Genomic DNA, 12899 nt, shown 5'->3' on the forward strand with positions numbered 1-12899 from the left:
AATCAGACAACCCCTGTCATCAATTCGTACGACAAACCGGCAGCACGACGCGCCGAGTCGTTGAACGGTGGCTTAACCGCCCCGCGGAAATGCCGCGCAACAAGGGTTTTCCAGAGTTCAGGCGGCGATTCACCCCGCTCGTCGCACAGTTTCAGGAAGTGCGTTGTGCCGTAGCGCACATGGCGGATCTCATCGCTGAGGATCCGTTCAAGGATGCGGGCGGAGCGGAGATCCCCGGCCGCAGTAAAGCGCTCGATGGTGACCGGAGTCACGTCGAGCCCGCGTGCTTCGAGCACCATCGGCACCACGGCAAGACGGGCCGCCGGATCATGGGCAGTTTCCCGCGCCGCGTCCCACAGCCCGTCATGCGCGGGCAGCGCCCCATAGTCCGAACCGAGCGTGCGCAACCGGCGGGCGAGCAAGGAAAAATGCATGGCTTCGTCCGCCGCCACATCAAGCCAGTTGCTTACGAAGTCCGGCCCGCGCTCCTCGCCGAAGCGCCCCGCCGCATCGAGTGCGAGGTCGATGGCAACAAATTCGATATGGGCCAGCGCGTGGAGCAGCGCGAGCCGCCCGCGTTCCGAGCCGCCGCGCCCGCGTTTGGGCATGGCATTGGGCGGCAGCAGCTCCGGCCGCGCCGGGCGCGCCGGTTCGTCAGGCATGGTTTCGTCGAACACGAAGGGCAGCCGCCCTGCCGCCCAGTCGCGCCTTACCGCCCGCGCAGCCATGGCCTTGGCCGCAGGATCCGCGGTGAGCATCGCGCCCCGGATCGCTGCGGCAATGCTGGTCGTTGTCATGCTGGAGCCGATCAAAGCGCCTTGGCGGCGGCAAGCACCTCTTCGGCGTGACCCTTGACCTTCACCTTGGACCAGACCTGCGCGATCACGCCGTCCGCGCCGACGAGATAGGTCGTGCGTTCCATGCCCATATAAGTGCGGCCGTACATCGACTTCTCGGTCCAGATGCCAAGCGCGTCCGACAGGCCGCCTTCTTCGGCATCGGTGGCCAGCGGGGCGGCGAGGCCGTGCTTCTCGATGAACTTCAGGTGCTTCTTGGGCGGATCCTTGCTCACGCCAAGCAGCGCGGTGCCGGCGGCCTCGAACTCGGCCGTGAGCGCCGAAAAATCCTTGTTCTCGGTGGTGCAGCCGGGGGTATCGTCCTTGGGATAGAAGAACAGCACCAGCTTTCGGCCCAGAAAATCGGACGGCTTCACGCTGCCGCCTTCAGGCGTGGTCATGGCAACATCAGGCAGTTTGCTGCCTGCGCCGATCGTCTCGCTCATTCGTGGATCTCCAGTTCCTCATCAAACAGGGTGCACCAGCAGGCCGCGATCTCGCGGCGGGCCGCCAGCACGGCAGTGAGCAGTCCCGGCCAATCGGCAAGACCGCACGCCTTGGCAACGATAGCGCGGCTGGCTTCGGGCGGATAGCGTCCGTCAGGGGCAACAAGGCGCACGACGATGAGCAGCCGTGCGAGGAGATCGTGCGCGGCGCGCAAGGAGGCGGGCAACAGACCTGCTGTGACGAGACCGTCGACTGCCTGTCCGAGATCGGGATCGAGCGCGGTGCGTTCGCGCAATTGCAGGTAGTGAACAAGGAACTCCAGGTCGACGAGCCCGCCGCGCGCCAGCTTCACATCAAGCGGCCCCGCCGGCGGCTTGTGCTGCGCCATCTCCGTGCGCATGGCGTGGACATCGGCGCACAGCTTCTCGCCGTCGCGCGGACGGTGCAGCACGTCATCGATGATTGCTGACAGCGCGGCGCAGTCCTCTGCCCGTCCGAACAGGGGCCGGGCGCGGCAGAGCGCCATGTGCTCCCAGGTCCACGCATCCTCGCGCTGATAGCGGGCGAAGCTGTCAAGGCTCACGGCAAGCGGCCCTTGCGCGCCGCTCGGCCGCAGGCGCACATCGACTTCGTAGAGTGCGCCTGCTGCGGTGGGCGCGGACAGCGCGGCGATCACCCGCTGGGCAAGACGGTTGTAGTAAAGCGTGCTGCCAAGCGGCCGTGTTCCATTCGATTCGCCGGTGTGATCGCCGCTGAACAGAAACACGATATCGAGGTCCGAAGCATGGGTGAGAGCGGCTCCACCCAGCCTGCCCAGCCCGAGGATGACAAGCTCACTCCCCGTGATGAGGCCGTGGGCACGGATGAATTCACCGCGTGCCGCCTCCGCGAGTACGAGAATTGCTGCCTCGGCAATGCGCGACAGCGCCGCCGCGACATCGAGGGGGTCTCGCCAGGTCTCGCTGGCCTGACTTTCGATCAGTTGCACGCCAAGTGCAAAGCGCCACTCGCCCACCTTGCGGCGCACGGCATCAAGCAGACACTGATAGTCATCGCCTGCCTCGCAGCGGCGAAATTCGGCAGCGAGGCTTTCGACGCTGCCCGGTAGATCGAACGCGCTGCGGTCGATCAGCGTATCGAGCAGGTCCGAGCGGCGGGCGAGTTCATCGGCCAGCGTGGGGGCGTGGGCAAGCACGCGCATGACCACACCGAGCAGGGCAGGGCGTGCCTCGAGAAGCTGGAAGATGTTGATCGCGGATGGCAGCCCGGCGAGCAGGCCTTCCCAGCGCAGCAGCGCGCGTTCCGGATCGGGCGCGGCGGCGAGCGCGCCGAGCAGGGTCTCGCGCAGTCGGGCAAAGGCGGCGCGGGCTTCGGCGCTGCGCAATGCGCGGTACTGGCCGTTTTCCCAGCTCTCGATTCGCGTGGCGAGCGTGCCCGGATCGGCAAAGCCGAGCGCCTGCAGTTCCTGTTCCAGCGGGCGGGTGGTGACGGGTATGGCCCCGGTTGGTGAATATGTGTCGATCAGGTTGTCGAAACGGCTGCCGACGGCTTCCGAGATCTGCGCCAGTTCTGCAATCAGCGCGGCGCCGGAGGGAAGACCATCGAGCCGGGCCACGGCGTCGAGCATCGCCGAATCGGTCGGCAGACTGTGGGTCTGCTGGTCCGCGATCATCTGCAGGCGGTGCTCGAGTGTGCGCAGCCGGTCGTAGCTCTCGCCAAGCAGCGCGGCGTCTTGCGCTGCAATGATCCCCGCTTCTGCCAGCGCATCGAGCGCAGCGCGGGTGCCGCGCAGGCGCAGCGCCGAATTGCGGCCACCGTGGATCAACTGGTGCGTCTGGGCGAAGAATTCGACCTCGCGGATGCCGCCACGACCGCGCTTGAGATCATAGCCTGGCCCCATTGCCTGACCGCCGACATAGTGATCGCGGATGCGGGTGGTGAGGCGGCCGATCTCCGCAATCGCGCCGAAATCAAGGCTGCGACGCCAGACGAACGGGCGGATTGCATCGAGGAAGGCTTGCCCGGCTGCCACGTCACCGGCGGCCGGGCGGGCGCGGATATAGGCGGCGCGCTCCCATGCGAGCGCGCTCGATTCATAGTGCGTGATGGCGGCCACGAAGGGGAGCGCGAGCGGGGTGACTTCGGCGGCGGGACGCAGGCGCAGATCGACGCGAAAGACGTAGCCCTCGGCGGTGACGGCGCTCAGAAGTTCTACGACGGTGCGGGCGATGCGCTGGGCGGCCTCGGCAGGATCGTCGCGCTCACGGCGGGGCAGCAGATCGGGATCGTAGAGCAGGATCGGGTCGATGTCTGACGAGTAGTTGAGTTCGCCCGCGCCGTGCTTGCCGAGCGCTATGGCCGAGAAACCTTGCGGTTCGGCATGGGGCACGCGGCGGCGCATGGCGGCGATGACGGCGGCATCGAGCGCGTGATCGGCGAAGGTCGAAAGCTCTGCCATGACGCGGGCGAGCGGAAGTGCGCCGGCGAGATCACCGATGGCGAGGGAGACGGCAAGTGCGAGCCGCTGGCGGCGGAGCGCAATGCCAGTGTCGAGTTCGTCCTCGCCGGCGGCATGGGCGGCGAGGAGGGCGTCCTCCATTCGGCCGGCTGCCAGCAATTCCGCCAGATCGGGCAGGCGTTCAAGGCCGCGGCACAGGAACGGCGCTTCGGTGCGGGCGCGGTGGAGAGCGTGGGCCCAGTCCGGTGCTGCGTTGGTGCCGATCATGGTGCTGCGATGCCCGGTCGGGGGCGTGCGATCAAGCGCATGCGTGCGGCTTGCCAGTGGGCGGGGGCTCTGCCACCAGTGCGCGCCATGCATGCCATGAGGGAATTGAGGATGAAGATCAGCACGTCGTTTGGTCGCAAGGTCTTGGGCCTTATGTGCGGAGCTGCGCTGGTCATGCCGCTGGCGGCAAGCCATGCCGCGCCTGCCGTGCCGCCGGTCGATGAGGCGCTGATGCGCGAGACGATCCGGACTTTGTCCTCGGACGAATACGAAGGCCGCGGGCCGGGTACGGCGGCGGAGCCCAAGACGCTCGATGCGATCATTGCGCGGTTCAAGGCGGCGGGCCTCCAGCCGGGAAACAAGGGCCAGTGGCTGCAGGACGTGCCGACCGCGACGATCTCGGGAACCAATCGCAGCCCGCTCACCATCACGGGCGGCGCTGCAACGATGACGTTCAAGCCATCCAGCGATTTCGTGGTGGGCAGCTATCGCATCACGCCCCACACCGAGGTCAAGGACAGCGAGCTGGTCTTCGTCGGCTATGGCATCAACGCGCCGGAACTGGGCTGGAACGACTATGCCGGGATCGACATGAAGGGGAAGACCGCGGTCATTCTGGTCAACGATCCGGACTATGCGATGGAGGGCGAAAACGGGCTCTTCCGCGGGCGGCGCATGACCTATTACGGGCGGTGGACCTACAAGTTCGAGGAAGCCGCGCGGCAGGGGGCGACGGCGGCGCTGATCATCCACGATACGTTCCCGGCGGCCTATGGCTGGCAGGTGGTGGAATCGAGCTGGTCGGGCGCGCAGCACTTCGTGCAGACCGCCAATGATGGCGCGGACCAGACCGTGGCGAACGGCTGGGTACAGAAGCCGGTGGCCGAGGCGATCCTCAAGGCCGCCGGAAAGGATCTCGCCGCGCTGACCGCAGCCGCGCAGCAGAAGGGCTTCAAGCCGTTGCCGCTTGGCCTCAAGGCCAACCTCTCGTTCGACAACACCATCGAGAAGGCCAATTCGCACAATGTGATCGGCGTGCTGCCGGGCAAGACGCGCCCCGACGAATACGTGCTTTACACAGCGCACTGGGATCATCTGGGGCGCTGCAAGCCTGACGCGACGGGTGACGACATCTGCAACGGCGCGATCGACAATGCGACCGGCGTAGCGGCGCTGGCTGCGCTTGCCAGGATGAACGCTAAGGCGGGCCCCGCTGCGCGCAGCCAGGTCTTCCTTGCCGTGACGCTCGAGGAATCAGGGCTTCTCGGCTCCGAGTACTACGCCCAGAACCCGGTCTTTCCGCTGGCGCGGACGGTTGGCGGCGTAAACATGGATGCGCTCTATGCCGGTGGGCCGGCGAAGGACGTGACGGTAACCGGCGGTGACAAGTCCGACCTCACCGCGATCCTGCGCAAGGTGGAAGGCGAGTTTGGCCTTAGCGAATCATCCGAAGATCATCCCGAGCGAGGGTATTATTACCGTTCGGACCACTTCAGCTTTGCCAAGCGCGGTGTGCCCATGTTCGCGGTGGAGCGCGGCACCGATCTTGTGAACGGCGGCAAGGCCGCAGGGGCGGCCATTTCCGACGACTACACCAATGTGCGCTATCACCAGCCGAGCGACGAGTATCAGGAGAGCTGGGACATGTCGGGCATGCTGCAGGACGTGCGCCTGTTCTACCGGCTCGGCCGCGAGCTGGCCGACAGCACCATCTGGCCCAACTGGCACCCGAACGACGAGTTCCGCGCGATCCGCGACAAGAGCCTGGCACAGGCAAAGGGCAAGTAGGATATGACCAACACCACGCTGCGGATGCCGCCCGAATGGCATCCGCAGGACTGGCTCTGGATCGGATTCCCGCATCTGGCGGAAGAATGGTCCGGCGTGATCGATGCCGCGCAGGAGCAGATCGCGGCGTTTGCGAGCGCTGTTGCCGATAGCGGGCAGCAGGTGCGACTGATCGTGCGCGATGCGGCGAATGAGGCGCGGGCGCGCAGCCTCGTGTCGGGCGCCGTCACGCTCGAGCGCCGGGTCTATGGCGATGTCTGGCTGCGCGATACCGGGCCGCTGGTGGTGTGCGGGGCCGAAGGGCGGCGCGCGCGGCTGTTCGGTTTCAACGGCTGGGGCGGCAAGTATCTGATGCCGGGGGACGAGGCGATCGGAGCGGACCTTGCCGCAAGCGCTGGCCTTGCAGCCGACCGCTGTGACTGGATTCTCGAAGGCGGCGCGCTCGATGGCGACGGGACGGGGCTGGTCGCCACGACTGCGCAGTGCCTGCTCAATCCCAACCGCAATCCGGCCCTGACGCAGGCTGATCTGGAACTGCGACTCGCGGGTGATCTTGGGTACGGGCGCGTGCTGTGGCTGGGTCATGGCCTGATCAACGACCATACCGATGGCCATGTCGACAATCTGGCCCGCTTCGTCGCGCCGAATCGGCTGGCGCTTCCGCGCGCGACGGGGCCGGGCGATCCGAATGCCGCGATCTATGCCGATGCAGCGGCGCGGGCGCGCGACTTCGGGGTCGAGGTGGTGGAGGTTCCTTCGCCGGGATTGGTCGAGTGGGGCGGTATGATCCAGCCGGCGAGCTACATGAACTTCGTCATCGCCAACAACGTGGTCATCGTGCCGGTCTTCGGCACGCAGCATGACGACGACGGTGTTGCCGCGATTGCCGAACTGTTCCCCGGGCGCGCGGTGATCGGCCTGATGGCCGATGCGGTGCTGGCAGGCGGCGGCGGCTTTCATTGTTCCAGCCAGCAGATGCCTTCGGTGTGATTATGCGCCCCTTAACCCACGGATGGTAGGGGGCGGAGCATGACACAGACAATCCTCGTGGTTTTCGGCACGCGGCCCGAAGCGATCAAGATGTTCCCGGTTGTGCATGCGCTTGCTGCCGACGCGCGCTTTCGGGTGGTGACCTGCGTTTCGGCGCAGCATCGCGGCATGCTCGATCAGGTGCTGGCGATTGCCGGGATCGTGCCCGATCACGATCTCGATCTGATGAAGCCCGACCAGACGCTCGACGGCCTGACCGCTGCGCTCCTTACCGGGCTTGGCGGCGTGATGGACGCCGAAAAGCCGGATTGGGTGGTCGTGCAGGGCGACACAGCCACCGCAATGGCGGGCGCGCTGGCGGCCTATTACCGCAAGATCCCGGTCGCCCATGTCGAGGCGGGGCTGCGCAGCCACAACATCTATCACCCCTGGCCCGAAGAGGTGAACCGCAAGATCATCGGCACCATCGCCGCGCTGCATTTTGCGCCCACCGAGACATCGGCGGCAGCGCTGCGGGCAGAGAATGTGGCGGCGAATGCGATCCACGTGACCGGCAATACCGTGATTGATGCGCTGCAATGGGTCAGCGCGAAGATCGAGGCCGAGCCGGCGCTGGCGGGCGGCCTGGCCGATCTCGAAGCCCGGTTTTCTGGCAAGCGAATCATCGGTGTCACCAGCCACAGACGCGAGAACTTCGGCGGTGGGCTCGAGGCGATTGCCGAGGCGATCCGAGAGATTGCGGCGCGCGAGGACGTGGCGCTGATCTTCCCGGTTCACCCCAATCCCAACGTGCGCAAGGTGATGGAAGGTGCGCTCGGCGGTCTTGCCAATGTCGCCTTGATCGAGCCGCTCGACTATCCGCATTTCGCGCGCCTGCTCTCGATTGCCGAGATCATGCTGACCGACAGTGGCGGCGTGCAGGAAGAGGCGCCCGCGCTCGGCAAACCGGTGCTTGTCATGCGCGAGACGACCGAGCGGCCCGAGGGCGTGGAGGCCGGCACGGCTCGCCTTGTAGGCACCGAGAAAGCCCGGATAGTTTCCGAAATCTTTACCCTGCTCGACGATAAGGCTGCCTATTCGGCCATGGCGCGCGCGCACAATCCCTTCGGGGATGGGCACGCTGCGCGGCGTATCGCGGAGCTCTTGGGGAATGTCGGCTAAAATCGGAAACGGCGATCAGAAGCCGCAGGTCTGCGTTGTCGGCCTCGGCTATATCGGGCTTCCCACGGCTGCGATCATCGCCCGCTCCGGCTGCCCGGTGCTTGGCCTCGATGTAACCCAGAGCGTGGTCGACACGATCAACCGCGGCGAAATCCATATCGAGGAAGTCGATCTCGATGGTCTCGTCCAGGGCGTCGTCCAGCGCGGCCTCCTGCGCGCCTCGACCCAGATCGAGCCTGCCGACGTCTTCGTGATCGCGGTGCCGACGCCGTTCGCCAAGGATGGCCACCACACGCCGGACGTCTCTTACGTGCAGGCCGCTGCCAGCGAAGTCGCCGGCGTGATCAAGCCCGGCGACGTGGTGATTCTCGAATCGACCAGCCCCGTCGGTACGACCGAGATGATGCGCGATCTGATGGCTGGGCTGCGGCCCGACCTCAAGTTCCCGGGCCTGACTCGCGAAACGCCGGACGTCTCGATCGCCTATTGCCCCGAGCGCGTGCTTCCGGGCCGCATTCTCGAGGAACTCACCAACAACGATCGCTCGATCGGCGGCATCACCCCGCGCTGCGCGCGCAAGGCGCTCGCCTTCTACAAGCGCTTCGTGCGCGGCACATGCGTGACGACCGATGCGCGCAGTGCCGAAATGACCAAGCTGGTCGAGAACGCCTATCGCGACGTGAACATCGCCTTCGCCAACGAGCTTTCGATCGTGGCGGACCGCATGGGGCTCGATGTTTGGGAAGTGATCCGGCTCGCCAACCGCCACCCGCGCGTCAACATCCTGCAGCCGGGCCCCGGCGTCGGCGGGCACTGCATCGCGGTCGATCCGTGGTTCATCGTGGCGAGCGCGCCAGAGGATACGCCCCTGATCCGCACCGCTCGCGGTGTCAACGATCAGAAGATGCACCACGTGATCGCGCGGGCGACCGAACTGATCGAGGCCCAGCCCGACGCGCGAATCGCCTGCCTCGGCCTCGCCTTCAAGGCGAACATCGACGATTTCCGCGAAAGCCCGGCCCGCTTCGTGGCGGCACGGCTCGCGCGCAAGTACGGCAATCGCGTCAGCATCGTCGAGCCATACGCCCATGCGCTGCCGGTCGAGTTCACCGATACCGGCGCAAGCCTCGTCGATCTGGATGATGCTCTGGAAACATGCGAGCTGCTGGTCGTGCTGGTGGACCATGACGTGTTCAAGGTCGTCCCGCTCGCCGAACGCAGCGGCAAGGCAGTCTACGACACGCGCGGCATCTGGCCGGATCAGCCGGATGCGGATACCGCCGGCACCGCGCTGCGGCTCGCCAGCTGACCTTATGCGGGCGAGCCTGCCCGTGGCCGGAAGGATCGCCATGAGACTACCCCTTTGGCTGGCCGCCGGCCTCGCGGTGCTCGGCACCATCGGCTGCAGCGGGCTTGGCAGCGAATCGAACGCGCAGACCGCCGCGCGCGGTGCGGGGGCCGGGCAGCAGCCGGCTGTGCCGCCGCTCCAACCCGTGGTTCCGCCGGACCTGCCGCCGCCGACCACGCCGGCCGGCTTTGCCGCACATGATGCGAGCTATCCCTTCTACATGCCGATGCAGGGGCTGCGCCGGCCGGCCAATCGCTTCTTTGTGAAATGCGATGCCTCGCAGGCGGCAGGCCACGAAGTCTATCAGGGCAACGACGTTGCCTCGCTCTACGGGCGCGCCGAGGGCGGCCTCGAGTTCGTCTACGAAGCGCGCGACCGGGCCGGGCGGCCTTGCGTCTACCCCTTTGCGCCGAGCCTGCCGGACATTGTCGGCAATCTCGATGGCACGCAGTACATCTTCCGCTCTTCGGTCCCTGGCGAACGCGTCACGTTTCGCAGCGGGGATCAATGGGCTGTCCTCAGGATGCGCGCACTGGAGATGGGCCGGGCGCGGATCCACTTCGAGATGCGCGATATCGAACTCGATTTTCCCGGCGCGATCCAGCCGATGGGGGCGGTGCATCTGGAAACCTATGGCGGCGCGCCGCCGGGGCTGTTTACCGCAGTGATCCGGCGCGCGAAGCTGTTCGGCGGCAAGAACGCGATCTTTGCGCCGAGTGGTGAGACGATGATCTACGCCGAGGACAGCGAGATCACTGGCAATGTCGGCACCGCGGCCGATCAGGAGCATAGCACCTACATCAACGGCACGCTGGTCTCGCACTTCCGCAATGTGCGCTGGCAGGGGCAGAAGGGCTGGAGCAATATCGCGAGCGGGCACCAGCTGAAGGACAAGGCCTACCTGCGCATCTACGAGAACGTGACGGTCTCGAACGCGCCAGGACAGGGGCCGCCTTCCGCGATGCCGCTGATCGATGCGACCTCGTTCGGGTTCACCTGGTCGAACAACCTCAGGATCGAGCGGATGGCGCCGTTGCAGGAGCCGCGCGAGGCACTCGTCGATCTGCGCAGCGAGATTCTCTACGGCAACCCGCAGCATTATCCCTGGCCGGTGATTGCCACCTCGGAATGGCGGATGCCGCCCGCTGCGCTCGGTGTGCTGGATCAGGTTTATCTCTCGGCTTTCTTCAACACCGAGGTGCGCAGCTTCCGCAATGAGCCTTATGTCTTCGCGCTCCGGCCGTGGGGGCGGGGTTTTCAGCCGGGGACCGCGACCATTGCAGGCGAAGGTCTGACGCTGAAGAGCGAGCAGCGCGCGGTTTCGCTGGCGTTCGGCACGCGCGGCACGTTCAGCAAGGTCTATTCCGGAGACGGCTGGACCTATGCCAACCCGCGGCTCTCGAACGAGATGCTATGGGTGGCTGATCGCGATGCCTTCATCCGCCATGCGCTGGGGCTCATCGGGCGCTAGGTGCCCGTTGCGTTCCAGCCAGCGGGTGCGGATCGCATCGCTGGTGTCGCGGCTGCCATCGTGGCTCCAGCCGGGTTCGCGCACCAGATAGGCCAGCTTGTAGCGCCACGGCGCGCTGGCGAAATCCTTCGCGATGCCCTTCCATTCGTGGAACACGCTGTGGAGCAGATTGAAAGTGCCGAGCTGGCGGATCACGCCGTAGCGCGCCGGTTCCTCGTCCAGCTCGGGCTGGAACGTGCCGAACAGGCGGTCCCAGAACATGAACACGCCGGCATAGTTGCGGTCGAGATAGAGCGGGTTCGTCGCGTGGTGGACGCGGTGGTGCGAGGGGGTGTTGAAGATCCACTCGAACCACGCCGGCATGCGGCGCACCGCTTCGGTGTGGATCCAGAACTGGCCCACCGTGTTGGCCGCGCCCGCGGTCAGCAGCATTTCCGGCGGCACGCCGAAGAAGGCGGGCCAGATGCGGAAAGTGAACGAGAGGGCAAGGAAACCTGTCCAGGTCTGCCGCAGCGCGGTGCTCAGGTTGTAGTGCTGGCTGGTATGGTGATTGACATGCGCCGCCCAGAACCAGCGGACGCGGTGGCCGGTGCGGTGCGCCCAGTAGTAGTTGAAATCATCGAGCAGCAGCACCGCGATCCACGACCACCAAGCATAGGGCACGGTGGCCACACGGTGCGCATAGAGCCATGTGGCTGCCGCATAGATCATGCCCGCGACGAGCGCTCCGGCGATGGTGCTGCCCAGACCCATCAGCAGCGAAGTCAGCATGTCGCGCGCTTCGTAGGCTTCCGGCGCATGGCGGCGGGCCCAGGCGATCTCGACCAGGATCATCGCGACGAACACCGGGACCGCATAGGCGATCACGTCGATCGGCTGGCTGATCGGGTGGCTGAGCGAAGCGAGCAGCGGCGCCAGAAAATCGGTCATGCGCTGGCTCCCAGTCGGCGCAGGCTTGCCGCCCACACTTGCGCCTTTTCGCCCAGATCAAGCGTGATGCTGCCGAAATGCGGATCCTCGGTCGAAAGCGTCAGGAACCCGCGATCGAGCCTCGAACCGGCGTGCGAGGACAACACGCGGGCGGCAAACCGGGCGCCATGGCGGCGGATCAGCATGACTTCGCCAGCCCGGTTGCGCAGCAACGCGCCGATCCGTGCCCGGTCGAGCGCGATCTCGACGGGATCGAAGCCGCAGTGCGCCGCTTCGGCCAGCGCGCGTGCCTCGTCCTCATCTGCAATCCGCACATCGCTGCCCATGCCGAGCGCGCGCACGAGCACGAAAACCAGCAGCACTGCCACGAGCGATCCGATCGCCTGCAAGGCAATACCGGCTCCGGGGAGCGCCAGAAGAGCGTCCAATGCCATCGCGTGCAGCGCCAGCTTCAGCGTGCCTGCGCGGCGAGGAAATCGAGCTGCGGCATGATCGGGCTGACGTCATAGCCTGCACCGGCGGCATGGGCCGCAATCGCATCGGGCGCCATGCCCATCTTGGCCTGAGCCAGTGCCCAGAGCAGCGTGGAGCGAGTGCCGGAGCGGCAATAGGCGAGCACCGGTTTGTCGCCGGCTGCAGCGAGCGCGGCTTCCATCGCCTCGACTTGCGGCATCGAAAAGCCCGCATGCGTGACGGGGATCGCGACATAGGCAATACCGGCTGCCATGGCGGCGGCTTCGATCTCGGCGCCGGGGGTCTGATCGGGAGACTCATCCTCAGGGCGATTGTTGATGATCAGGCCGATCCCCAGCGCCTCGGCTTCGGCCACGTCCGCAAGCTCGATCTGCGGGCTGGCGAAAGTCTTGTCGTCGATCTTGCGGAACATGGGGTGCCTTCTCCTCTGCCGATGCATTTCGCGCGCTTTTTCAGGCGCGCAGATGCCGGGCAAGTGCATCATGTGCGCTTTGCCGAAAGCCTCTGGCAAGGGCAAGTGCCGCGGCAACATGGTAGAAAGGCCACACCCTTGTGCTGCCAAGTCTGGCCAAGCAACGAATCCGTTCGCGCTGGAGGCTTTTGTTGGTTATAGTCTTAACTGCAGAGGATCAGGCGAGCAGAGTCTCGCATATTTCCCTTGTTGTGCCGTCGGCAGCCGCGTCCGGCTTGCGGCACCCAGGAAAGCAGGGGCGGAACGAAGGTTTATTG

Annotated in this window: 11 protein-coding genes; 5 read left to right on the top strand and 6 right to left on the bottom strand. The window is 66.1% G+C overall.

The annotated features are described in order from the left end of the window. Nucleotides 1-2: 2 nt before the first annotated feature. From K5Q19_RS06830 to glnE, 3 genes are read right to left on the bottom strand one after another with little or no spacing between them, the layout of a single operon-like run. Complete coding sequence (locus tag K5Q19_RS06830) at nt 3-797, bottom strand: ferritin-like domain-containing protein (RefSeq protein ID WP_292942554.1); 795 nt, start codon at nt 795-797, stop codon at nt 3-5. A gap of 11 nt (nt 798-808) precedes the next feature. Continuing rightward, nucleotides 809-1282 (bottom strand): peroxiredoxin, encoded by a 474-nt coding sequence (locus tag K5Q19_RS06835; protein WP_292942555.1) that lies wholly within the window; start codon nt 1280-1282, stop codon nt 809-811. Then, nucleotides 1279-4008: a bifunctional [glutamate--ammonia ligase]-adenylyl-L-tyrosine phosphorylase/[glutamate--ammonia-ligase] adenylyltransferase gene (gene glnE / locus K5Q19_RS06840; RefSeq protein WP_292942557.1), complete on the bottom strand. Its 2730-nt coding sequence runs from the start codon at nt 4006-4008 to the stop codon at nt 1279-1281. Before glnE ends, K5Q19_RS06835 begins: the two co-directional genes overlap by 4 nt. A gap of 174 nt (nt 4009-4182) precedes the next feature. Between glnE and K5Q19_RS06845 the strand changes: the two genes are divergently transcribed. The 5 genes from K5Q19_RS06845 to K5Q19_RS06865 are packed head-to-tail and all read left to right on the top strand — an operon-like array spanning nt 4183 to nt 10766. After that, nucleotides 4183-5796, top strand: coding sequence for a M28 family metallopeptidase (locus tag K5Q19_RS06845; RefSeq protein WP_292942574.1), 1614 nt, complete (start codon nt 4183-4185; stop codon nt 5794-5796). 3 nt (nt 5797-5799) lie between these two features. Next, complete coding sequence (locus K5Q19_RS06850) at nt 5800-6786, top strand: agmatine deiminase family protein (RefSeq protein WP_292942559.1); 987 nt, start codon at nt 5800-5802, stop codon at nt 6784-6786. A gap of 39 nt (nt 6787-6825) precedes the next feature. Next, the gene (gene wecB, locus K5Q19_RS06855; RefSeq protein ID WP_292942562.1) at nt 6826-7947 is read left to right on the top strand and encodes a UDP-N-acetylglucosamine 2-epimerase (non-hydrolyzing); all 1122 of its coding nucleotides are present in this window, start codon (nt 6826-6828) and stop codon (nt 7945-7947) included. Next, nucleotides 7937-9256, top strand: coding sequence for a UDP-N-acetyl-D-mannosamine dehydrogenase (wecC, locus tag K5Q19_RS06860; protein WP_292942564.1), 1320 nt, complete (start codon nt 7937-7939; stop codon nt 9254-9256). Before wecB ends, wecC begins: the two co-directional genes overlap by 11 nt. A 40-nt stretch (nt 9257-9296) precedes the next feature. Beyond that, entirely contained in the window at nt 9297-10766 is a 1470-nt protein-coding gene (locus tag K5Q19_RS06865; protein WP_292942566.1) for a hypothetical protein, read from the top strand. Here K5Q19_RS06865 and K5Q19_RS06870 read toward each other — a convergent pair. From K5Q19_RS06870 to K5Q19_RS06880, 3 genes are read right to left on the bottom strand one after another with little or no spacing between them, the layout of a single operon-like run. Continuing rightward, a complete protein-coding gene (locus K5Q19_RS06870; RefSeq protein WP_292942568.1) occupies nt 10707-11696 on the bottom strand; it encodes a sterol desaturase family protein in 990 nt (329 codons plus the stop codon). The genes K5Q19_RS06865 and K5Q19_RS06870 overlap by 60 nt on opposite strands. After that, nucleotides 11693-12130 (bottom strand): hypothetical protein, encoded by a 438-nt coding sequence (locus K5Q19_RS06875; RefSeq protein ID WP_292942570.1) that lies wholly within the window; start codon nt 12128-12130, stop codon nt 11693-11695. Before K5Q19_RS06875 ends, K5Q19_RS06870 begins: the two co-directional genes overlap by 4 nt. A 17-nt stretch (nt 12131-12147) precedes the next feature. Next, nucleotides 12148-12582, bottom strand: coding sequence for a TIGR01244 family sulfur transferase (locus K5Q19_RS06880; protein WP_292942572.1), 435 nt, complete (start codon nt 12580-12582; stop codon nt 12148-12150). Nucleotides 12583-12899: the final 317 nt, after the last annotated feature.

This window comes from Novosphingobium sp. (assembly GCF_019748365.1).
GTDB lineage: Bacteria > Pseudomonadota > Alphaproteobacteria > Sphingomonadales > Sphingomonadaceae > Novosphingobium.

Excerpts from the sequence above, each read along its gene's own strand:
- K5Q19_RS06830 (WP_292942554.1), bottom strand. The coding sequence starts at position 797 with ATGACAACGACCAGCATTGCCGCAGCGATCCGGGGCGCGATGCTCACC.
- K5Q19_RS06835 (WP_292942555.1), bottom strand. The coding sequence starts at position 1,282 with ATGAGCGAGACGATCGGCGCAGGCAGCAAACTGCCTGATGTTGCCATG.
- glnE (WP_292942557.1), bottom strand. The coding sequence starts at position 4,008 with ATGATCGGCACCAACGCAGCACCGGACTGGGCCCACGCTCTCCACCGC.
- K5Q19_RS06845 (WP_292942574.1), top strand. The coding sequence starts at position 4,183 with ATGCCGCTGGCGGCAAGCCATGCCGCGCCTGCCGTGCCGCCGGTCGAT.
- K5Q19_RS06850 (WP_292942559.1), top strand. The coding sequence starts at position 5,800 with ATGACCAACACCACGCTGCGGATGCCGCCCGAATGGCATCCGCAGGAC.
- wecB (WP_292942562.1), top strand. The coding sequence starts at position 6,826 with ATGACACAGACAATCCTCGTGGTTTTCGGCACGCGGCCCGAAGCGATC.
- wecC (WP_292942564.1), top strand. The coding sequence starts at position 7,937 with ATGTCGGCTAAAATCGGAAACGGCGATCAGAAGCCGCAGGTCTGCGTT.
- K5Q19_RS06865 (WP_292942566.1), top strand. The coding sequence starts at position 9,297 with ATGAGACTACCCCTTTGGCTGGCCGCCGGCCTCGCGGTGCTCGGCACC.
- K5Q19_RS06870 (WP_292942568.1), bottom strand. The coding sequence starts at position 11,696 with ATGACCGATTTTCTGGCGCCGCTGCTCGCTTCGCTCAGCCACCCGATC.
- K5Q19_RS06875 (WP_292942570.1), bottom strand. The coding sequence starts at position 12,130 with ATGGCATTGGACGCTCTTCTGGCGCTCCCCGGAGCCGGTATTGCCTTG.
- K5Q19_RS06880 (WP_292942572.1), bottom strand. The coding sequence starts at position 12,582 with ATGTTCCGCAAGATCGACGACAAGACTTTCGCCAGCCCGCAGATCGAG.